The following is a 22,252-nucleotide window of genomic DNA, read 5'->3' as shown; positions in this document are numbered from 1 at the left end:
CTCCCGAAAGGGCACCACGCGCATGGAGCAGTACGAGCCCGACCGCCTGTCACCGGTCGTGGCGGCCGCGATGCGGCGCAGCCTTCGCAACGGCCGGGCGGCGATGACCCGCCGGTCCCTGATACGTGCCTCCGCCGGCGGCGCGCTCGCCGTCGGCGGTCTCGCGACCCTGAGCGGCTGCGGCATCCCCGCCGCGGGCAAGACGAGCGGCGGAGTGTCCGCCGACGACCACTCGGCCAAGGAGAAGGTGGTGAACTTCTCCAACTGGCCCGAGTACATCGACGTGGACGACAGCGAGAAACACCACCCGACGCTGGACGCGTTCCGCAAGCGGACCGGGATAGCGGTCAAGTACACCGAGGACATCAACGACAACGACGAGTTCTTCGGCAAGATCCAGCCGCAGCTCGCCGCCGGCCAGGACACCGGCCGGGACCTGATCGTCCTCACCGACTGGCTGGCCGCCCGCATGATCCGGCTCGGCTACGTCCAGAAGCTGGACGCCTCGAACCTGCCGCACGCCTACGCCAACCTCTCGGACCAGTTCCGCAGCCCCGACTGGGACCCGGGTCGCGCCTACTCGTACGTCTGGCAGGGCATTTCGACCGTCATCGCGTACAACAAGAAGGCCCTCGACGGCGTCGAGGTGAAGTCGATCTCCGACCTGCTCGACAACCCCAAGCTCAAGGGCCGGGTCGGCTTCCTGACCGAGATGCGTGACTCCGTCGGCATGACCATGCTGGACATGGGCAAGGACCCGGGGAAGTTCACCGCCGACGACTACGACGCGGTCATCGCCCGCCTGCAGAAGGCCGTCGACAAGGGCCAGATCCGCCGCTTCACCGGCAACGACTACACGTCCGACCTCACCAAGGGCGACTTCGCCGCGTGCGTCGCCTGGGGTGGTGACATCGTCCAGCTGCAGGCGGACAACCCGGACGTCGGCTATGTCATCCCCGACAGCGGCTACATGACGTCGACCGACAACATGCTGATCCCCAACAAGGCCCGGCACAAGACGAACGCCGAACGGCTCATCGACTACTACTACGAGCCCGAACCGGCCGCCGAACTCGCCGCCTACATCAACTACGTGAGCCCGGTCGCGGGAGTGGTGCCCTACCTTTCCAAGATCGACAAGAAGGCGGCGACCAACCCGCTGATCGTTCCCGACAAGGCCATGCAGGCCAAGTCCCACGCCTTCCGCTCGCTGAGCGCGAAGGAAGAGACGGCCTTCCAGCAGAAGTTCGCGAAGCTCACAGGGGCGTGACGAAGATGACGACGACAGACAACAGCGGCGACGTCCGCCTCTCCGGTATCAGCAAGACGTACGACAACGGCTTCACCGCAGTGCGCCCGCTCGACCTGACGGTCCCGCAGGGCTCCTTCTTCGCCCTGCTCGGTGCCTCCGGCTGCGGCAAGACCACCACCCTGCGCATGATCGCCGGCCTGGAGGAACCCACCACGGGCGCCGTCCACCTCGGCGACCAGGAGGTCACGCACCTGCCGCCGTACAAGCGCCCGGTGAACACCGTCTTCCAGTCCTACGCCCTCTTCCCGCACCTCGACATCTTCGAGAACGTCGCCTTCGGTCTGCGCCGGCGCGGCATCAAGAGCGTGAAGAAGCAGGTCGAGGAGATGCTGGAGCTGGTCCAGCTCGGTGAGCAGGCGCGCAAGAAACCGCACCAGCTCTCCGGCGGCCAGCAGCAGCGCGTGGCAGTGGCCCGCGCCCTGATCAACCACCCCAAGGTGCTCCTGCTCGACGAGCCGCTCGGCGCCCTCGACCTGAAGCTGCGCCGGCAGATGCAGCTGGAGCTCAAGCGCATCCAGACAGAGGTCGGCATCACCTTCATCCACGTCACGCACGACCAGGAGGAGGCCATGACCATGGCCGACACGGTCGCCGTGATGAACGCGGGCGGCGTCGAGCAGCTCGGCTCGCCCTCCGACCTGTACGAGAACCCGCAGACGACGTTCGTCGCCAACTTCCTCGGCACTTCCAACCTGATCGAGGCCGAGGTCGACACCAAGAGCGGCGACGACATCGTGCTGCGCGCGGGCGGCGGCAAGCTGGTGCTGCCCGAGGCGCGATGTTCCGCGCCCACCACGGCCGGCGGCAAGGTGCTGGTCGGGGTGCGCCCGGAGAAGATCTCCCTCACCCACGCCGACGACGCCGGCGAGATCTCCGAGGGCCGCAACTGCATCACCGGCCGGATCGCCGACTCCTCCTTCATCGGCGTCTCCACGCAGTACGTCATAGACAGCCCGGTCTGCCCCGAGTTCGAGGTCTACGCCCAGAACATCGACCGCGACGCCCGGCTCGTGCCCGGCGCCGAGGTCGTCCTGCACTGGAACCCGGCGCACACCTTCGGCCTGGACGCGGCACAGGACATCGACGCCGGTGTCGCCGAGGTCGAGGAGGACGCAGCCTGATGGCCGCCGTCACCGAGGCCCCGCCGCCTCTCGCCCCCACCGCGCCGGAGAAGAAGCCCCCGCGCAAACGCGGCCGCATGGTGCCGTACTGGCTCCTGCTGCCCGGCATCCTCTGGCTGATCGTCTTCTTCGCGCTGCCGATGATCTACCAGGCCTCCACGTCCGTGCAGACGGGCTCCCTGGAGACGGGCTACAAGGTCACCTGGCACTTCGCCACCTACTGGGACGCGCTGAGCGAGTACTGGCCGCAGTTCCTGCGCTCGGTGCTCTACGCGGCCGCCGCGACCGTGCTGTGCCTGCTGCTGGGCTACCCGCTGGCGTACCTGATCGCCTTCCGCGCGGGACGCTGGCGGAACCTGATCATGATCCTGGTGATCGCGCCGTTCTTCACCAGCTTCCTGATCCGCACCCTGGCGTGGAAGACGATCCTCGCCGACAACGGCCCGGTCGTGCACACCCTCAACTCGCTGCACGTCCTGGACCTGACCAACTGGCTCGGCTGGACGGCCGGCGACCGCGTCCTCGCGACACCGCTCGCCGTCGTCTGCGGTCTGACGTACAACTTCCTGCCGTTCATGATCCTGCCGCTGTACACCTCGCTTGAGCGCATCGACGGCAGGCTGCACGAGGCGGCGGGCGACCTGTACGCCAAGCCGTTCACCACCTTCCGCAAGGTCACCTTCCCGCTCTCGATGCCGGGCGTGGTCTCCGGCACGCTGCTGACCTTCATCCCGGCGGCCGGCGACTACGTCAACGCGGACCTGCTCGGCTCCACGGACACACGCATGGTCGGAAACGTCATCCAGACGCAGTTCCTGAGAATTCTCGACTATCCGACGGCCGCGGCCCTGTCGTTCATCCTCATGGCCGCGATCCTCATCATGGTCACCTTCTACATCCGCAGGTCCGGGACGGAGGATCTGGTTTAAATGGCCTTCGTCAAATGGCTCAAGCGCAATCTCGTCGTCATCGCGGGACTGCTGACGCTCGGATATCTGCTTCTTCCCAACGTCATCGTGACGGTGTTCTCCTTCAACAAACCGAAGGGCCGCTTCAACTACGAGTGGCAGCAGTTCTCGCTGGACGCCTGGAAACAGCCGTGCGGGGTCGCGGGCATGTGCGGCTCGCTGTCGCTCAGCCTGCAGATCGCGATCTGGGCGACGATCGGCGCCACCGTCCTCGGCACGATGATCGCCTTCGCGCTGGTCCGCTACCGCTTCCGGGCCCGTGGCGCCGTGAACTCGCTGATCTTCCTGCCGATGGCGATGCCCGAGGTCGTCATGGCCGCCTCGCTGCTCACCCTGTTCCTGAACATGGGCGCCCAGCTGGGCTTCTGGACGATCCTGATCGCCCACATCATGTTCTGCCTGAGCTTCGTCGTCACCGCGGTCAAGGCCCGTGTGATGTCGATGGACCCGCGCCTGGAGCAGGCCGCGCAGGACCTCTACGCGGGCCCCGCGCAGACCTTCCTGCGGGTCACCCTGCCCATCGCCGCCCCCGGCATCGCGGCCGGCGCGCTGCTCGCGTTCGCGCTCTCCTTCGACGACTTCATCATCACCAACTTCAACGCGGGCTCGACCGTCACCTTCCCCATGTTCGTCTGGGGTTCGGCACAGCGCGGCACACCCGTCCAGATCAACGTCATCGGTACGACCATGTTCCTGGTCGCCGTCCTGCTGGTCCTGACCTCCATGGTCGTCGGCAACCGTCGTAACAGGCAAAAGGCGTAGGCCTTTTCCGGAAAACCCTCTGTAGGGAGTTGAAATCATGGCCCCGAGCGCCATGAGCCGTTGGACGAAGGCACTCTCCGAAGCCCAGCCGGTCCCGTACTGGCTGGAAGACCCCGGCAAGCCCCACCCCGAGCCCGCGCTGACCGGCGCCGAGACCTGCGACCTGCTGGTCGTCGGCGGCGGCTACAGCGGACTGTGGACCGCGCTCATCGCCAAAGAACGCGACCCCGCACGGGAGGTCGTCCTGCTGGAAGGCCGCGAGGCGGGCTGGGCCGCCTCCGGCCGCAACGGCGGCTTCTGCGCCGCCTCCCTCACCCACGGGCTGCCCAACGGCCTCGCCCGCTGGCCGGAGGAGATCCACAAGCTGGCGGAGCTGGGCGCCCGCAACCTCGACGAGATCGAGAAGGCGGTCGCCCGGCACGACCTGGACTGCGAGTTCGAGCGCACCGGCGAGATCGACGTGGCGACCGAGACGTACCAGGCGTGGGAACTGCGCGACTGGTACGAGCAGATGGAGCGCGAGGGGCTCGCCGACGGCGTCGACTTCCTGGACGCCGACGCGGTGCGCGAGCAGGTCGACTCACCGACGTTCCAGGCGGGCCTGTGGGACCGCAGGGGGGTCGCCATGCTCAACCCCGCCAAGCTCGCCTGGGGCCTGAAGCGGGCCTGTCTGCGGCTCGGCGTCCGCGTCTACGAGCACACCCCCGCCCTCGACCTGAAGCCGTACGGCGCGGGCATGGCCGTACGCACCCCGTACGGCTCGGTCCGCGCCCGCAAGGTCGCGCTCGGCACCAATATCTTCCCCAACCTGCTCAAGCGCGTGCGGGCCTACACGGTCCCGGTCTACGACTACGCGCTGATGACCGAGCCGCTCAGCCAGGAGCAGCTGGCATCGGTCGGCTGGAAGAACCGCCAGGGCCTCGGGGACAGCGCCAACCAGTTCCACTACTTCCGGTTGTCCGCCGACAACCGCATCCTGTGGGGCGGCTACGACGCGATCCACCACTACGGCGGCCGGGTGCGCCGCGAGTACGACGACCGGCCCGAGACCTACGCCAAGCTCGCCGGGCACTTCTTCACCTGCTTCCCGCAGCTGGAGGGCGTCCGCTTCACGCACGCCTGGGGCGGCGCGATCGACACCTGCTCGCGCTTCTCGGCGTTCTTCGGCACTGCCCACCAGGGCAGGGTGTCGTACGCGGCCGGCTACACGGGCCTCGGCGTGGGTGCCACCCGCTTCGGCGCCGAGGTGATGCTGGACCTGCTGGCGGGCGAGGCCACCGAGCGCACCTCCCTCGAGATGGTCCGCAGGAAGCCGCTGCCCTTCCCGCCCGAGCCCTTCGCCTGGACGGGCATCGCCCTCACCAAGTGGTCCCTTGCCCGCGCCGACTCCCACGGCGGGCGCCGCAACCTGTGGCTGCGGACGATGGACAGACTGGGACTCGGCTTCGACAGCTGACCCGCCCCCGGCGCGTGTGATCCGGTTCACTTCGAGGAAGTTCCCGGAAGCCGCGTAATGCCGGCCGAGGACCTCCCTCTCCCTCGTGACGCGAGAAGCGTCCACGACAGAGAGGGAGGTCTTCTCATGACCGGGGCGAGGACGGCGGTCGAGTGGCTGGCATCGGTGGCTCCCGATCCCGAGGCCTGCCGCTGGGAGTGGGAGCGCAATCCCCTCGGGGTCGCGCTGCTGCCCGCCGGCAAGGCGTGGGACGTGCTGATCCTGCCGGGCGAGCTCGGCTATCCCACGCTCGACGTGCTGACCCGGGTGCTGGACCAGCTCGGCCCGGTCCTCGTCGACTTCGGCGACGACCGGATGGGCTTCTTCGTGCCGGCCGGCACGGCCGCCCGCTGGCTGGGCACGGGCATCCGCACGGCCGGGGCCGGCACCTGGATCGTGGTGCCGTACCCGGGCCGCGCCACCGGAGGCGTCCGCTGGCTGGTGCCCCCGGACGGCTCGGGGACCCTCACCGACCCGGCCCTGCTGGAACTGGCGATGCACGAGGCGGCGGCGGGCCTGGCCCAGGACGGCGGCTGACGACGGAAGGCCTTGACAACCAGATTGGTCTGGACCAAGTTGGGCGCGCTCCACCCTCCAATTTCCCCCTGTCCGGAGGCCCTTGTGGATCGCCCCAGACGCACCAGGCCCGTCCTCGCCGCGCTCACGGCCGCCCTGCTGGCCGTGCCCGGCATCACCGCGCTCTCGTCGGCCGCCCGTGCGGCCGACGCGGACCTCGCGCAGAACGGAGGCTTCGAGTCCGGCCTGGACGGCTGGAGCTGCACGGCGGGAACGACGGTCGGCTCGCCCGTGCACAGCGGAGGCTCGGCACTGCAGGCGACCCCGGCCGGCAGCGACAACGCGCAGTGCGCGCAGACGGTGACCGTGCAGCCGGACGCGCAGTACACGCTGTCCGGTTACGTCCGCGGCTCCTACGTCTACCTCGGCGCGTCCGGCACCGGCACCACCGACGTCTCCGCCTGGACCCAGTCCGCCCCCGACTGGCAGCGGCTGACGACCGGCTTCCGGACCGGCCCGGCCACCACCAAGGTCACGATCTACACCCATGGCTGGTACGGCACCGGCGCGTACTACGCCGACGACGTCTCCCTCGTCGGCCCGGGCGCGAGCGCCGGACAGCCGCCGGCCGCCCCCACCGGTCTCACGGTCACCGCCGTCACCTCCTCCTCCGCCACCCTGTCCTGGTCGGCGGTCACCGGCGCGACGAGCTACGCCGTCTTCCGCGACGGCGCCAAGGTCCAGACGGCGAGCGGTACTTCGGCCACCGTGACCGGCCTGTCCCCTTCCACCGCGTACGGCTTCCAGGTCGCCGCCGTGAACGCCGCGGGAGAGTCCGCGAGGTCGGCCGCCGTCACCGCCACCACCACGGCCGGGTCCTCGGGCGGCACCTCGCAGCTGCCCGCCCACGCCCTGGTCGGCTACCTCCACGCGAGCTTCGCCAACGGCTCCGGCTACACGCGCCTGGCAGACGTCCCCGACAGCTGGGACGTCATCGACCTGGCCTTCGGCGAGCCGACCTCCGCCACCTCCGGCGACATCCGCTTCACCCGCTGTCCGGTCACGGAGTGCCCGAACGCCGAGTCCGACGCCGACTTCAAGGCGGCGATCAGGGCCAAGCAGGCGGCGGGCAAGAAGGTGCTGATCTCGATCGGCGGCCAGAACGGCCAGGTCCAGCTCACCACCACCGCGGCCCGCGACGCCTTCGTCTCCTCCGTCTCCGACATCATCGACACCTACGGACTCGACGGCCTGGACATCGACTTCGAGGGCCACTCCCTGTCCCTGAACGCCGACGACACGGACTTCAAGAACCCGAAGACCCCGGTGATCGTGAATCTGATCTCGGCGCTGAAGACGCTCAAGGCCAGGTACGGCGCGAAGTTCGTTCTGACGATGGCCCCGGAGACCTTCTTCGTGCAGATGGGCTACCAGTACTACGGCACCGGCAAGTGGGGCGGCCAGGACCCCCGGTGCGGGGCCTATCTGCCGGTCATTTACGCCCTGCGCGACGACCTGACCCTGCTCCACGTGCAGGACTACAACTCCGGTCCGATCATGGGCCTCGACAACCAGTACCACTCCATGGGCGGCGCCGACTTCCACATCGCCATGACCGACATGCTGCTCACCGGCTTCCCCGTGGCGGGCGACCCGAACAACGTCTTCCCGCCCCTGCGCCCCGACCAGGTGGCCATCGGCATGCCGGCGTCCACGAACGCGGGCAACGGCTACGTGGCGCCGGCCGAGGTCGTGAAGACCCTCGACTGCCTGACGAAGAAGTCGAACTGCGGCTCGTACCCCACCCACGGCACCTGGCCCGCCCTGCGCGGCCTGATGACCTGGTCGGTCAACTGGGACCGCTACTCGAACTGGGAGTTCCAGAAGACGTTCGACGGCTACTTCGGCTGACGGCCGCTTCGGCCGAGGAACACCCACAGAACCGTCAGCAGCATGGCGCACAGGCACCAGCTGGCCACGACGTCCAGTGGCCAGTGGTAGCCGCGCCGGACCAGGCCGTAGCCGACGGCCAGGTTGACGACGGCGCAGGCGGCGACCACTGCGCGGCGGATGTTGATGCCGCGCAGCCAGGGGAGGAGGAGCAGGGTCGCCGCGCCGTAGGCGATGGAGGCGGTGGCGGTGTGGCCGGAGGGGTAGTAGCCGGTGCCGGGGCCCGTGACCGGCGGGCCCGGACGGTCCACCAGCACCTTGAGCGGCACCACCAGCGCCGGGACCAGGGCCATCAGTACGGCGGCCGCGAGGGGCGGCAGCCACCACCGGTACAGACCGGCGGACCGGCCCTGCCAGGCGACGTACCCGATGACGACGGCGAGCACGGGGACCGCGACGGTGACGCTGCCCAGGTCGGCGAGGGCGCCGTAGAAGCGCTGCGGGTCGACGAGGGCGTGGCTGACCCGCTCGTCCACGCGCACGAGCAGGCCGCCGGAGACGACCTGCCAGGTGATGAGCCCGAAGCAGAGGGCCGGAAGCCCGAGAAGGAGGAAGAGGAGGGTCGGCCGCCCCGGAACAGGGGGGGTGGTTCCGAGGCGGCCGTCCAGACCGGATCGACGCCCACCCCGGGGGGTTTGGGGCGGGCGACTGTCCGATCGGTGAGGAGATCCGGAGCCGGAAGCTCCGGGAGTGTGCGCGAGGGCACGACCAGGTCGTAGCTGGGGAGGCCACGGCCTGAGTTCGCCCACAGTCCCCTGTGGGCGGGGTGTATCTCTCATCTGGGTAGAACCTACGGCAGCTCGGTGGCCGAAGACAGACGGAATCCCGTCCCGCCATCCACCCCGCACACGTTCTTCACACGGCCTGCCGCTCGGCGGAAGCCACATGGCGCACATCCTGTGGGTGAGCTGCGGATTCCGTTTGCTCAGATGCGCGCGAACGCCTGCTCGATGATGTCGAGACCCTCGTTGAGGAGGTCCTCGCCGATGACCAGCGGAGGCAGGAAGCGCAGCACGTTGCCGTAGGTGCCACAGGTCAGGACCAGCAGGCCCTCCTGGTGGCAGGCCTTCGCCAGCGCGGCGGTCGCCTCCGGGTTCGGCTCCTTGGTCGCGCGGTCCTTGACCAGTTCGATGGCGATCATCGCGCCGCGGCCGCGCACGTCGCCGATGATGTCGAACTTCTCGGCCATGGCGGTCAGGCGGGACTTCATGACCGCCTCGATCTCCTTCGCCCGGGCGTTGAGGTCGAGCTCCTTCATCGTCTCGATGGAGCCGAGCGCGCCGGCGCAGGCCACCGGGTTGCCGCCGTAGGTGCCGCCCAGGCCGCCGGCGTGCGCGGCGTCCATGATCTCGGCGCGGCCGGTGACGGCGGCGAGCGGCAGGCCGCCCGCGATGCCCTTGGCGGTGGTGATCAGGTCCGGGACGATGCCCTCGTCCTCGCACGCGAACCACTGGCCGGTCCGGCAGAAGCCGCTCTGGATCTCGTCCGCGACGAAGACGATGCCGTTGTCGGCGGCGAACTTCCGGATCGCCGGCAGGAAGCCCTTGGCGGGCTCGATGAAGCCGCCCTCGCCGAGCACCGGCTCGATGATGATCGCGGCGACGTTGTCCGGGCCGACCTGCTTGGTGATCTGGTCGATGGCCTGCGCGGCGGCCTCCGGACCGGCGTTCTCCGGGCCGGTGGGCCAGCGGTAGCCGTACGCCACCGGCACGCGGTACACCTCGGGCGCGAACGGACCGAAGCCGTGCTTGTACGGCATGTTCTTCGCCGTCAGCGCCATCGTGAGGTTGGTCCGGCCGTGGTAGCCGTGGTCGAACACGACGACGGCCTGCCTCTTGGTGTACGCGCGGGCGATCTTGACGGCGTTCTCGACGGCCTCGGCGCCGGAGTTGAACAGCGCCGACTTCTTCGCGTGGTCACCCGGGGTGAGCTCGGCGAGCGCCTCGGCGACCTCGACGTAGCCCTCGTACGGGGTGACCATGAAACAGGTGTGGGTGAAGTCCGCGAGCTGCGCGGACGCCCGGCGTACGACGGCCTCGGCGGAGGCGCCGACGCTCGTCACGGCGATGCCGGAACCGAAGTCGATCAGCCGGTTGCCGTCGACGTCCTCGATGATCCCGCCGCCCGCGCGCGCGGTGAACACGGGCAGCACGGAGCCCACGCCCTGCGCGACCGCGGCGATGCGGCGGGCCTGCAGCTCCTGCGACTTCGGGCCGGGGATGGCGGTGACGACGCGGCGCTCCTGCGGAAGTGCGCTCATGAGGGGCTCCTGGGGGGAATTGCGGTTTCTTGCCTTCTTTTCTCGCAGGCTAGGACGGGGGGAGGGGAGTGGGCATGCTCCATGTGGGCGTTGTCGGCGATCGGCGTTGTCCGCCGTGGACATAGCGCGCGAGCCGGGTGGCCGCCACCGGGCCGGGGCGGCGGCACGGCACCGGCGCCGGACCCCGCCCGGACCGTCCCGCGCCGCCCGGCCCCGTAATCGGTGAACTCCCTTGGCGAGGGCGTTAGATTGACCGCTGAAGGTCGACGGAAGCGGCTGGTCAGGGAGCGAGGGCGATGGACAGCGACGGGACGCAGGACGCGCGGGGTACGCATGCGAATCCTGTGCCACGGGCACGCTCCGCGGTACCACCGAGGCCCACGGAGGCGCCGGGCGTGCCGCCGCGGCCCGACGGCTCGGCGTTCCTGGCCTGGCTGCGGACGCCGCGGCCCGAGGCGCTGCCCGGTGTGTGGCGGTTCGGGCACCGGCCCCGGGCGGCGGAGGAGCCGGAGCTCATCCCCGCCCGCCAGCTGATCAGCGGTGCGCTGATCGCCTTCCTCGTCGGCTGGCTGATCTGGTCGCTGCTGTGGAACGGCTACCTCGGCGGGTGGTGGCTGCTCCCGCTCTACGCGATGATCCCCGACTCCTGGGCCTCGCCGCACAGCTTCGCCTCCGTCGTGGTCGTCTACGCCTACTACGTGCTCATCGCCGTGGTCATCATGATCGGTGTGGGCCGGCTCGGCCGCTGGTCGGAGATCTGGCGCCGCTACGGCCCGCCCGCCTGGAGCGGCAGGACGCCCGCCGCCGGTACCGAACGACCTCCCGCTCCCGAACAGGATCCCGCGGAGTGGCCCCAGCTGCGCGCCGTCGGCGCCGTCGACGCGGCCGAGCGGCTCGCCGCCGAGGCCCGCGCCGGTCTGATGCGGGACGTCGACCACGCCCGCATCTCCCGTGCCTGGCAGGGCGTGCGCAACGGCCGTCACGACCTCGCCGCCTTCACCGGCGCCGTGCTCAAGAACGGCTCAGCCGCCTGTCTGCACCCCTCCGGCGAACGGGACCTGCCCGCCCGCATCGCCCGCCACGACCTCCTCACCGGCCAGGTGCGGCTCGGCACCGCCGCCGACGACCCCCGCAACCCCTACGCCTACCGCGGGGCCGGCCTCGCCCTCGGCCCCGACCTGCTCGGCACCTCCCTGCTGGCCGTCGGCCCGGCCGGCTCCGGCAAGACCGGCACGGTGATCCGGCCGCTCGCCGAGTCGCTGTGCCTGCACGCCCTCGCCGGACGGGCCGCGGTCGTGGTGGTCGGCGCGGCGGGCGCCGGGCTCGGACCGGCCGACGCCTACGACGTGGTCGTCCGCATCGGGAACCCGGAATCCGTGTACGACCTGGACCTGTACGGCGGGACGAGCGACCCGGACGAGGCCGCCGCCGTGCTCGCCGAGGCGCTGGTCGGGGACCTCGCCGATCCGCACCCCGGCAGTGACAGCCGGCGCTCCACGACCGTGCTCGCCCAGCTCCTCGGGCCGTTCCGGGCGGTCCACGGCCGCTTCCCCTCCGTACCGGAGCTGCGGCAGCTGCTGGACGGGGCGCCCGGTCCGCTGGCCGCGCTGCGGACGGCCCTGGAGGGCTCAGGGCAGGAGTCGCTGGTGCGCGAACTGGACGCCCGGGAGCGGCAGTCGGCACACCCCGGGGATGTCGCGGCGGTCCTCGCGGACCGCGTGGCGCTGCTCGACCGGCCCGCCTTCGCCGGGTTCTTCGACACCTCGGGACAGACGCAGCCGTTCTCGCTGAAGGCCCTCGACCACCCGGTGCGGGTCCGTGTCGACCTGCCCGAGCGCGGCCACGCGGACGCCTCCCGGATGCTGGCCCGGCTGGTGCTCGCGCAGTTCACGGCGAGCGTGGCGGTGCGCGAGGACCGGTCGCTGTTCGCCTGTCTGGTGCTGGACGACGCGACCGGGGTCGTCACCCCGGAGGCGGTGCGCGGCATCCAGCGGCTGCGGTCGGCGAACGCGGGAGCCGTGCTCACGCTGCGCACCCTGGACGACGTACCGAGGCCGCTGCGCGGTCCGCTGCTCGGCGCCGCCGGGTGCCGCATGGCGCTGTCCGGTCTGACCCCGTGGGACGGGCAGGACTTCGCCGAGGTGTGGGGCAAGGAGTGGATCGAGGCACGGGACGTCACCGACCGGCAGATCATCGCCGAGACGCCCGCCGGGAAGGCCCTGCACATGCTGCGCCGCGTGATCACCGGCAAGGCGCCGACCCAGCGTGCCGTCACCGTCCGCCAGGTCGAACGCGAGCGCTGGTCGGCGTCCGAGCTGGCGCACGGGGTGCCACCGGGCCACGCGGTTTTGTCACTGACCGACGTGAAGGGCGAACACGCACCTCCGCTGCTGGTGGATCTGCGGGGTCAGTGATCTTCCGGGTCCGTGCTTTCGGGTGACCGGGTGACCGTACGGTGAGGCAGAATCGCCATAGGGCGTTCATACGTGAAGGCCAAATGATCACAAGGTTCGCCCGATCCCCGCAGCTTGCCCGAGCCTCGCAGACCTGAAGGCCTCATGCCCCTGACCCTCGCCGCGCTCGTCCACCACTCCGCGCTCAAGCTGACCGTGCGGGCGGGTGAGGACCGTCTGGACGTGCCCGTCCGCTGGGCCCACGTCAGCGAGCTCGCCGATCCCGTGCCGTACATGGAGGGCGGGGAGCTGCTGCTGATCACCGCGCTGACGCTGGACGCGGAGGACCCGGAGGCGATGCGCCGGTATGTGAAGCGGCTGGTGGGGGCCGGGGTCGTCGGGCTCGGCTTCGCCGTCGGCGTCAACTACGAGGAGACACCCAAGGCGCTCGTCGACGCGGCCGAGGAGGAGGGGCTGCCGCTCCTCGAGGTGCCGCGCCGCACCCCGTTCCTGGCCATCAGCAAGGCGGTGTCCGCGGCCAACGCGGCGGACCAGTACCGGGCGGTGACGGCAGGCTTCGCCGCCCAGCGCGAGCTGACCAAGCAGGCCATCGCCGAGGGCCCGGAGGGCCTGCTGTCCGCGCTCGCCTCGCAGGTCGACGGCTGGGCGGCGCTCTACGACGCCTCGGGCACCGTCGTCGCCACCGCGCCGGAGTGGGCGGGCCGGCGGGCCGCGCGGCTGACGGCGGACGTGGAGCGGCTGCGCGAGCGGCCGGCGCCGGCGTCGTCGGTGGTGGGCGGCCCGGAGAACGAGGACCGCGTCGAACTGCACTCGCTCGGCACCGGGCGGCGGCCGCGCGCCGCGCTGGCCGTCGGAACGGCCGCGGCACCCGGCACGGCCGAGCGCTACGCCGTCCACTCGGCGATCGCCCTGCTCACCCTCACGACGGAACGGTCGCGGTCCCTGCACGCCGCCGAGCAACGGCTCGGAGCCGCGGTGCTCAGGATGCTGCTCGCCGGGGAGCCGGACCACGCGCGGGCCGTGGCCGGCGGCCTGTACGGCGGGCTGCTCGACGCGCCCTTCCGGATGATCGTCGCCGAGGCGGCCCCGGCGGCGCCACGGATGTCCGTCGACTCGCACGCCCCCGCCGCGGTGGCCGCCAACGCCACGCACGGCGATCCGCTGGCCGCGCTCGCCGAGGCCGTGGAGTCGGCCGCCGCGCGGGCCGGGGAGGCCGTGCTGGTGGTGCCCGAGGGCGACGGCGACGGGATGCGGCTGATCGTGCTCGCGGCGGACGGCGGCGCGGCGGTCGCGGCCTGCGGAGAGTACGCGGCGGCGCTGGAGGCCGCGCGGACCGGGACGGCGGTGCGCGAGCAGACGGGCGGCACCGACGAGGGGGAGCTGGTCGTGGGCGTGTCCGCGCCCGTGGGGCCGGTCGCCGCTGCCGCCGCCTACAAGCAGGCCGAGCAGGCGCTGTCGGTGGCCCGTCGGCGGGGCCGGGCGTACGTGGAGCACGAGCAGCTGGCGGCGGGGTCGGTGGTGCCGCTGCTGGCCGACGACGCGGTGAAGGCGTTCGCCGACGGGCTGCTGCGGCCGCTGTACGAACACGACGCGACCGGACGGGGCGACCTGGTGGCCTCGCTGCGGGCCTGGCTGTCGCGGCACGGCCAGTGGGACGCGGCCGCCGCGGACCTGGGGGTGCACCGGCACACGCTGCGCTACCGGATGCGGCGGGTGGAGGAGATCCTGGGGCGCTCGCTGGACGATCCGGACGTGCGGATGGAGCTGTGGCTGGCCCTGAAGGCGGTGGCGACGGAGCACGGCTGAGGCGCCAAACCGTAGCGTCGGCGGCCGCCACTGCTACACCCTGGACAAACACCTCCTGGGACGGCCCGTCCTACCGTGGACCCGAAAGCCACGAACAGCACCCCAACGGGAAGGGCCGGGACTCGCACAATGACTTCCACCACCGCCTTCTGGCTCGCCGGCCGCCAGGTCACCGGCGAGGACACCTTCGACGTCACCTCCCCCTGGGACGGCAGCCCGGTCGGCAGGGTGAGCGTGCCGACCGACGCGCAGGTCGAGGAGGCCGTCGCCGCCGCGTACGCCGTACGCGACGAGTTCGCCGCCACTCCCGCGCACGTCCGCGCCGCCGCCCTGGACCACGTCAGCCGGCGTCTGGCCGAGCGCACCGAGGAGATCGCCCGGCTGATCTCCGCCGAGAACGGCAAGCCGATCAAGTGGGCGCGCGGCGAGGTCGGCCGTGCCGTGTCCGTCTTCCGGTTCGCGGCCGAGGAGGCCCGGCGCTTCAACAGCGGCGAGGCCCAGCGGCTCGACACCGACCTCGGCGGCCAGGGACGGCTCGCGCTGACCCGCCGCTTCCCCAAGGGCGTCGTCCTCGGCATCGCGCCCTTCAACTTCCCGCTCAACCTGTGCGCCCACAAGGTCGCCCCCGCGATCGCCGCCGGCGCGCCCATCATCCTCAAGCCGGCGCCCGCCACCCCGCTCTCCGGCCTGATCATCGGCGACCTGCTCGCCGAGACCGACCTGCCGGCGGGCTCCTGGAGCATCCTTCCGGTCGCCAACGACAAGATGGCCGCCCTCGTTCAGGACGAGCGCCTGCCGGTCATCTCCTTCACCGGTTCCGAGAAGGTCGGCTACGCGATCATGGACTCGGTGCCCCGCAAGCACTGCACGCTGGAGCTGGGCGGCAACGGCGCCGCGGTCGTCCTCGGCGACTACGCCTCCGACGCCGACCTGGACTGGGCCGCCGGCCGTATCGCGACCTTCTCCAACTACCAGGGCGGCCAGTCCTGCATCTCGGTGCAGCGGGTCATCGCGGACGCCTCGGTCTACGACCGTCTGCTGCCGCGGATCGTCGCCGCCGTCGAGGCCCAGGTCACCGGCGACCCGAGCGACGACAAGACGGACGTCGGCCCGCTGGTCAGCGAGGACGCCGCCAGGCGCGTCGAGTCCTGGGTGAAGGAGGCCGTGGAGGCGGGCGCGACCCTGCTCACCGGCGGCGACCGCGACGGCGCCTCCTACGCGCCCACCGTCCTCACCGACGTGCCGGCCGATGTGACGATCTCCTGCGAGGAGGTCTTCGGGCCCGTCCTCACCGTGCAGAAGACGGACGGGGAGGACGCGGCGTTCGCCGCGGTCAACTCCTCCAAGTACGGCCTCCAGGCAGGGGTGTTCACGCACGACCTGCAGGCCGCCTTCCGGGCCCACCGGGCGTTGGAGGTCGGCGGTGTCGTCATCGGCGACGTGCCCTCCTACCGCGCCGACCAGATGCCGTACGGCGGCGCCAAGCAGTCCGGTGTGGGCCGCGAGGGCGTGAAGTTCGCGATGGACGACTACACCTACGAGCGGGTGCTGGTGCTGACCGGCCTCGCGCTCTGAAGCACCCGCACCTCTGGTTGATGGGAACCGTTTCCAGCTAGGCTCCTGGACGAAGAAGCCCGGCACCGCTGCCTTCCGGTGCCGGGCCCCTTCATGTCGTCGGCCTGCTCCGGACCCTCAACCGGAGAAGCCGACGTGCGCGAGCCGCAGTGGGCCGCGCAGCCTCAGGTGCACGTCGTGCACGCCCTCGACGGCGACACCGGCGCCGAGCGAGGTGTAGTCGTACGGCGTCGCCGTGGCGGTGTCGAGGGCCAGTACGGCGAGCGGCGCGCCCCCGTCCACGGACAGCTCCACGACCCCCTGTCCGGCGACCGTCGCGACGAGCCGCGTGGCACCGTCCCCGAAGTCGCAGGCCCGGTAGAGCAGTTCGGCCGTCCGGCCCTCCTGCGGCGTCACCGCGTCACCGGCCGTCTTCGTCCGGTCGACGATCGCGGCACCGCTCTGCTCGTCGAAGTCGGCTCCCTCCAGGCCCCGTCGGAGCACCGGGCGCGGCGCGCCGGGCTCGCCGTCGAGCCGCAGGGTCGTCCGCAGGCGGACGTCCTCGCTGGAGGCGCCGACCAGGATGTCGTAGGGGCCCGGCTCCAGACGTGGGCCGCCCCGGGCCACGTCCCAGAACTCGAAGGCCGACAGCGGGACTTCGAAGGAGAGCTCCCTCTTCTCGCCCGCGCCGAGGGTGACGCGCTCGTGGCCGAGCAGCTCGCGGCGCGGACGGGCCACGGAGGGCTCCACGGCGCGGGTGTACAGCTGGGGCACCTCGTCCGCGGTCATGTCCCCGGTGTTGGTGACGGTGAAGCCGACGTGCAGCGAGCCGCCGTCCACCCGGGTCGTCAGATCGCCGTAGGAGAACGAGGCGTACGACAGGCCGTGTCCGAACGGGAAGAGCGGCGTGCCCTCGAAGTACAGGTACGTCTGACGGCCGCCGATCACGTCGTAGTCGAGCAGGCCGGGCAGGTCGGCGTCGTCCGCGTACCAGGTCTGCGGCAGGCGGCCGGCAGGGGAGACGTCGCCGGACAGGACGCGGGCGAGCGCGGTCCCCGCCGCCTGGCCGCCGTGCGCCGTCCACAGCACGGCGGGCAGAGCGGTCGTGTCCACCGCGTACGGGTACGCCGAGACCAGCACCAGAGCCGTGCGCGGGTTCACCGAGCGGGCCGCGCGCAGCAGCCGCTCCTGCTGGGCCGGCAGGCGCAGCGTCGTACGGTCCTCGGTCTCGCGGCCGTTGAGGTGCGGATCGTTCCCGGCGAAGACCAGGATCGCGTCCGCGCGCTCGGCGACCCTGCGCACGGCCTCCTCACCGCGCTCGGCGACGACCAGCTCCCACACCTCCGGCTCCGGCCCGGCGAGTTCGGGACCGCCCTCGGCAACCTTCACTCCGTCGGCGGCGACGCAGACGTGACGACCCGTGCCCACATGCCGCAGGAGGTGCCCGTGTTCGTGGGGTTCGAGGCGGAACGTCTCCTGGACGACCCAGCCGCCGGGCTGGTCGGCGGAGGCCCGCACATATCCGTCGTCGGCCACCGAGAGGTAGCGGCCGTCGGGCGCGCGGAGGGTCAGCAGGCCCTCGCCCCAGTCGATCAGGGCGAGTTCGGTGCCGGTGGCGTCGGTGGTCAGCGGCGGCAGGTCGGTGCGGCCGGCCAGCAGGGCCGGGTCCAGGGCGCCCTCGGCGCCGCGCACGCCGTCCGCCACCTCGGGCGCCTCGGGCACGTGCAGGAAGGCGCCGGCGGAGGTCCTCAGACGGATGCGGTCCACGCCCTCCGCGAACTCCACGCGCTCGGCGCCGAACCGCTCGTACAGGCCCTCCAGCGGGGTGGAGCGGTGGATCAACGTGCCGCTGTACCAGTCGAGTTTGCACTCGTCGGCCAGCAGGCCGACCACCGCGATCCGGGTGTCCGGGGCGAGCGGCAGCAGGCCGTCGTTGCGCAGCAGCACGATCGCCTGTTCCGCCGCCTCCCGGGCCAGGGCGCGGTGGGCCGGGGTGTCGAACTCCCCGGTGCCGGCGTGCGGGTCGTAGTGCGGGTCGAACTCGCCGAGCCGGAAGCGCACGGAGAGCTGGCGGCGGACGGCCGTGTCGATGTCGGCCTCCGTCAACAGGCCCCGCTCGTACGCCTTCCTGGCCCGCCCCACGATCTGGGAGCTGTCCGTGCCGTGGTCGGTGAAGCTGTCCACGCCGGCGGTCAGCGCGGCCGCCGTCGCCTCCTCGTGGGTGTCGAAGTAGTGCTCGTGGTCGACCAGGTTGGAGGGCGCGCCCGCGTCCGAGCAGACCAGCAGCTCCTCGTCCGTCCAGGCCCGCAGGTGCTCGCGCAGGTACGGGGAGACGTGGTTGGGGCGGCCGTTGACCAGGTTGTACGCGGGCATCACCCCGGCGACCGCGCCCGCCTCGACCGTCTCCCGGAAGGCCCGCAGGTCGTACTCGTGCAGCACGCGCGGACGGACCGAGCTGGACGAGGTCGCCCGGTCCGTCTCGTTGTTGTGGGCCAGCCAGTGCTTGAGGACGGGGGCCGTGCGCCAGTACGTCGGATGGTCGCCGCGCAGGCCACGGGTGTAGGCCGTGGCGATGGCGGAGGTCAGTCTCGGGTCCTCCGAGTAGCCCTCCTCGTTGCGGCCCCACAGGGGGTGGCGCAGCAGGTTCACCGTCGGGGACCAGACGTTGAGGCCCACGCGGTCGTCGTGGGCGCGCATCGCGCGGACCTCCTTGGACACGGCCTCGCCGACCCGGCGCACCAGGTCCGTGTTCCAGGTGGCGCCGAGGCCGACCGCCTGCGGGAAGACCGTCGCCGGACCCATCCACGCCACACCGTGCAGGGCCTCCTGGCCGGTGCGCCAGGCGGCGACGCCCAGGCGCTCGACGGCCGGTGTGAACTGGTGCAGGAAAGAGAACTTCTCATCGAGCGTCAGCCGCTGCAGCAGGTCGTCGATGCGCTTCGCGAACGGCAGGTGCGGATCGCGGAACGGCGGCGTGGACGGCGTCTGTTCGGTCACGTGGGGATCCCCTTGCGATGGAGCGGCCGGGCGCTTTCGAAGCGCTTCGATGCTCATTCGACGGACGGTCGGGTGTCAAGGGTCGCTCACCAACACTTCAAGCGGTGCATGAAGAAAAGGTCGGCCGGACCGGCTCCGAGGAATGTTGGGAGCGACCCTTGTGCACCCATGGGTGTTCACCTAACCTCACAACACATCGAAGCGCTTCGACTGACATCGCGAGCCGCAATGGTCGAAGGATCGCTTCAGCTCAGCCAGTTCCACTCGAGACACCACAGCCGACGGCCACCGCCGGGTGTCCTGGTGCGCCATGAAGGGTTGACGCAATGACGCCGAACGCCGCTTCCGGTTCTGCCGGCTCCTCCGGGACGAGCCGGAGAAGCTTCCTCGCCTCCACCGCGGTCGCCACCGCAGCGGTGGCGGGCGGGATGCCACTGCTCGCCGCCTGCGGCAGTTCGGACGGCGGGTCGCGCGGAGGGACCACCTCGGGCAAGAACGCCAAGAAGATCCTGCCGGCCTACGTGGCCAGCAACGTGGTGAGCCCGGACATCCCGTCCAAGAACGGGTCGTCCATGGGCTTCACCGGCAAGCTCGACGTCGACACCCTCAAGACCTCCGTGCCCAAGAAGCTCGGCAAGGGCGGCAAGGTCACCATCATGTCGCCGTTCTGGGGCTCGCCGCCCAAGGGGAACTGCGCCTACTACACGGCGGCGAACTCCATGATCGGCGTCGACGTCCAGTGGCAGAACCAGGACGGCAACACCTACGACCAGAAGCTGGGCGCGGTCCTCGCCTCCAGCGACATCCCGGACGTGGTGGTCATACCGGGCTGGAACATGACCGCCAAGATACCCAGCGCCATCGTCGGCAAGTTCGCCGACCTCGGCCCGTATCTCTCCGGGGACAAGGTCAAGGAGTACCCGAACCTGGCGGCGATCCCGTCCGACGCCTGGCAGCGCTCCATCTTCGGCGGCAAGCTGATGGGCCTGCCGATGCCCGCGTCCTACGTCCAGAACATCGTGCCGCTGTACCGGCAGGACCTCTTCGAGAAGCAGGGCTACCAAGTACCCAAGTCCGCCGACGAGTTCATGTCCCTGGCCAAGGAGATCACCAGCCCCAGGACCAAGCGGTGGGCGTGCGGCGACATGAAGTGGACCGCGTTCAACACCTTCGGCGTGATCAGCGGCGGGGAGAAGTCGCTCAGCTGGACCATGGTCGACGGCAAGATGACCCACCGCATGGAGACCCCGGAGTACCTCGAGGCGCTGGAGTGGACGCGCAAGCTGTTCGCCGCCGGATACGTCCACCCCGACTTCAAGCTGGGCAAGAGCCAGGCCACCGACCCCAGCGCCAAGTTCGCCGCCGGTGAGTTCCTGATCTGGAACAACGACATCTCCAACTGGTACGCGCAGCAGGCCGTCCAGGCCGCCCAGAACCCCGACTTCAAGATCTGGGGCATGGACCTGTGGGGCCACGACGGCGGCAACCCCGTCCTGTGGGCCGCGAACCCGGCCGGCATCTTCGCCTTCGTCAACAAGAAGGCCTCCGAGTCCGTCATCCGCGACGTGCTGGCCGTCGCCAACGTCACCGCGGCGCCGTACGGCACCAAGGAGTGGATGATGACCAACTACGGCGTCGAGGGCACCCACTACACCCTCAAGAACGGCGTGCCCGTCAAGACCGACAAGGGCAACAACGAGGTCATCAACGCGTTCGTCATGGTCGCGAGCCCCGCCTCGACCATCGCCCACCCCGACCTCCCGGAGTACACCAAGGGCATGGTCGGCTGGCAGCAGCGGATGGGCGACTTCACCAAGAAGTCGTCCTTCTGGGGCCTGCAGATCGTCGAGCCCAACCGCTACACCAACCTCACCAACGACATGGAGCAGTTGGAGGACGACATCGTCCGGGGCCACAAGAAGATGAGCGACATGCAGCAGTTCATCTCCGACTGGAAGAGCAAGGGCGGCGACAGACTGCGCGACTGGTACAAGAAGCTGCTCGACGAGAACGGCTCGGCGGCGAGCTGACCCGGTACCGAGGCAAGGAGATCCGCCGTGTCCCACAGCACGGTGCCTCGGAGGGCCGAGGCCAGCACACCGGTCGAGACCCCGGTGGCGTCCGGCGGCGCCACCGGTTCCCGGGAGAAGAACGAGCCGGGCAGGCTGAGCCTCAGGCTCAGGTTCCGGCGCGACCGCACCCTGCTCCTGATGACGGTGCCGGCGATCGTGCTGGTCCTGATCTTCAACTACCTGCCGATCCTGGGCAACGTGGTCGCCTTCCAGGACTACGACCCCTACGTCAGCGACAACGGCATCGTCTCGATCCTGCACAGCCCCTGGGTGGGCCTGGAGAACTTCCAGCAGATCTTCCAGGACTCGGCCTTCTGGAACGCGGTGAAGAACACGCTGGTGCTCTTCTTCGTCCAGCTCGTGCTCTACTTCCCGATCCCGATCGGACTCGCGCTGCTCATCAACAGCGTCGTCAGGCCCCGGGTCAGGGCGGTCTCCCAGGCGATCCTCTACCTGCCGCACTTCTTCTCCTGGGTCCTGGTCATCGCCGTCTTCCAGCAACTCTTCGGCGGGGCGGGGCTGTTGTCGCAGCTGCTGCGGCAGCACGGCTTCGACGGGCTGGACATCATGACCGACCCGTCGACCTTCAAGTTCCTCGTCACCGCGCAGAGCGTGTGGAAGGACGCCGGCTGGGGGATCATCGTCTTCCTCGCCGCGCTGGCCTCCGTCCCGCCGGACCTCTACGAGGCCGCCGCGATGGACGGTGCCGGGCGCTGGCGGCGGATGTGGCACGTCACCCTTCCGGCGCTGCGGCCGGTGGTCGCCCTGCTGCTGGTGCTGCGCGTGGGTGACGCGCTGACCGTCGGCTTCGAGCAGATCCTGCTGCAGCGGGATGCCGTGGGCCCCGGAGCGGGAGAGGTCCTCGACACCTTCGTGTGGTGGAACGGCGTCCGCAACCAGGACTTCAGCTACGCGGCCGCCGCCGGCCTCGTCAAGGGCGTCGTCAGCATCGGACTGGTGCTGGCCGCGAACAAGGTGGCCCATCTCATGGGCGAGCAGGGGGTGTACAAGAAGTGACCGCCGTG

Annotated in this window: 15 protein-coding genes; 12 read left to right on the top strand and 3 right to left on the bottom strand. The window is 70.7% G+C overall.

Features of this window, described 5'->3' with window-relative positions; translation table 11 throughout:
* The first annotated feature begins 22 nt into the window (after positions 1-22).
* The 7 genes from ACQF4J_RS14685 to ACQF4J_RS14655 all read left to right on the top strand — a co-directional run bounded on the left by ACQF4J_RS14685 (position 23) and on the right by ACQF4J_RS14655 (position 8,085).
* Positions 23-1,270, top strand: a complete 1,248-nt coding sequence (locus ACQF4J_RS14685) for an ABC transporter substrate-binding protein (RefSeq protein ID WP_351568195.1) — start codon at positions 23-25, stop codon at positions 1,268-1,270.
* 5 nt (positions 1,271-1,275) lie between these two features.
* Positions 1,276-2,433: an ABC transporter ATP-binding protein gene (locus ACQF4J_RS14680; RefSeq protein WP_427165783.1), complete on the top strand. Its 1,158-nt coding sequence runs from the start codon at positions 1,276-1,278 to the stop codon at positions 2,431-2,433.
* Positions 2,433-3,362 (top strand): ABC transporter permease, encoded by a 930-nt coding sequence (locus tag ACQF4J_RS14675; RefSeq protein WP_351568189.1) that lies wholly within the window; start codon positions 2,433-2,435, stop codon positions 3,360-3,362. Before ACQF4J_RS14680 ends, ACQF4J_RS14675 begins: the two co-directional genes overlap by 1 nt.
* Positions 3,363-4,163: an ABC transporter permease gene (locus tag ACQF4J_RS14670; RefSeq protein ID WP_351568186.1), complete on the top strand. Its 801-nt coding sequence runs from the start codon at positions 3,363-3,365 to the stop codon at positions 4,161-4,163.
* A gap of 37 nt (positions 4,164-4,200) precedes the next feature.
* The gene (locus ACQF4J_RS14665) at positions 4,201-5,619 is read left to right on the top strand and encodes an NAD(P)/FAD-dependent oxidoreductase (protein WP_351805092.1); all 1,419 of its coding nucleotides are present in this window, start codon (positions 4,201-4,203) and stop codon (positions 5,617-5,619) included.
* 126 nt (positions 5,620-5,745) lie between these two features.
* A complete protein-coding gene (locus ACQF4J_RS14660) occupies positions 5,746-6,195 on the top strand; it encodes a hypothetical protein (protein WP_351568180.1) in 450 nt (149 codons plus the stop codon).
* An 84-nt stretch (positions 6,196-6,279) separates the two neighbouring features.
* On the top strand, positions 6,280-8,085 hold the full coding sequence (locus ACQF4J_RS14655) for a chitinase (protein ID WP_427165782.1): 1,806 nt from the start codon (positions 6,280-6,282) through the stop codon (positions 8,083-8,085).
* Here the strand turns inward: ACQF4J_RS14655 and ACQF4J_RS14650 are convergent.
* Both ACQF4J_RS14650 and gabT read right to left on the bottom strand, forming a co-directional pair.
* On the bottom strand, positions 8,073-8,600 hold the full coding sequence (locus tag ACQF4J_RS14650) for a phosphatase PAP2 family protein (RefSeq protein ID WP_427165781.1): 528 nt from the start codon (positions 8,598-8,600) through the stop codon (positions 8,073-8,075). The genes ACQF4J_RS14655 and ACQF4J_RS14650 overlap by 13 nt on opposite strands.
* Before the next feature lie 449 nt (positions 8,601-9,049).
* A complete protein-coding gene (gabT, locus tag ACQF4J_RS14645) occupies positions 9,050-10,384 on the bottom strand; it encodes a 4-aminobutyrate--2-oxoglutarate transaminase (protein WP_351568164.1) in 1,335 nt (444 codons plus the stop codon).
* Positions 10,385-10,680: 296 nt separating this feature from the next.
* Between gabT and ACQF4J_RS14640 the strand changes: the two genes are divergently transcribed.
* The 3 genes from ACQF4J_RS14640 to ACQF4J_RS14630 all read left to right on the top strand — a co-directional run bounded on the left by ACQF4J_RS14640 (position 10,681) and on the right by ACQF4J_RS14630 (position 16,179).
* Positions 10,681-12,798 (top strand): ATP-binding protein, encoded by a 2,118-nt coding sequence (locus ACQF4J_RS14640; RefSeq protein ID WP_351568162.1) that lies wholly within the window; start codon positions 10,681-10,683, stop codon positions 12,796-12,798.
* A 144-nt stretch (positions 12,799-12,942) separates the two neighbouring features.
* A complete protein-coding gene (locus tag ACQF4J_RS14635; protein WP_351568159.1) occupies positions 12,943-14,604 on the top strand; it encodes a PucR family transcriptional regulator in 1,662 nt (553 codons plus the stop codon).
* A gap of 129 nt (positions 14,605-14,733) precedes the next feature.
* Complete coding sequence (locus ACQF4J_RS14630; protein WP_351568150.1) at positions 14,734-16,179, top strand: aldehyde dehydrogenase family protein; 1,446 nt, start codon at positions 14,734-14,736, stop codon at positions 16,177-16,179.
* A gap of 117 nt (positions 16,180-16,296) precedes the next feature.
* On the opposite strand, the gene ACQF4J_RS14625 is transcribed toward ACQF4J_RS14630, so the two are convergent.
* Positions 16,297-19,155 carry a glycoside hydrolase family 3 C-terminal domain-containing protein gene (locus tag ACQF4J_RS14625; RefSeq protein WP_427165780.1) on the bottom strand — a complete coding sequence of 953 codons (2,859 nt, stop codon included), beginning with the start codon at positions 19,153-19,155 and terminating at the stop codon, positions 16,297-16,299.
* 326 nt (positions 19,156-19,481) lie between these two features.
* Between ACQF4J_RS14625 and ACQF4J_RS14620 the strand changes: the two genes are divergently transcribed.
* The gene (locus ACQF4J_RS14620; protein WP_427165779.1) at positions 19,482-21,185 is read left to right on the top strand and encodes an extracellular solute-binding protein; all 1,704 of its coding nucleotides are present in this window, start codon (positions 19,482-19,484) and stop codon (positions 21,183-21,185) included.
* Between the two features lie 27 nt (positions 21,186-21,212).
* Positions 21,213-22,244: an ABC transporter permease gene (locus ACQF4J_RS14615; RefSeq protein WP_351568141.1), complete on the top strand. Its 1,032-nt coding sequence runs from the start codon at positions 21,213-21,215 to the stop codon at positions 22,242-22,244.
* Positions 22,245-22,252: the final 8 nt, after the last annotated feature.

The sequence above is a fragment of the Streptomyces sp. C1-1 genome (assembly GCF_050214755.1).
Lineage (GTDB): Bacteria > Actinomycetota > Actinomycetes > Streptomycetales > Streptomycetaceae > Streptomyces.
This window is presented reverse-complemented; position numbering and strand designations above follow the sequence as displayed.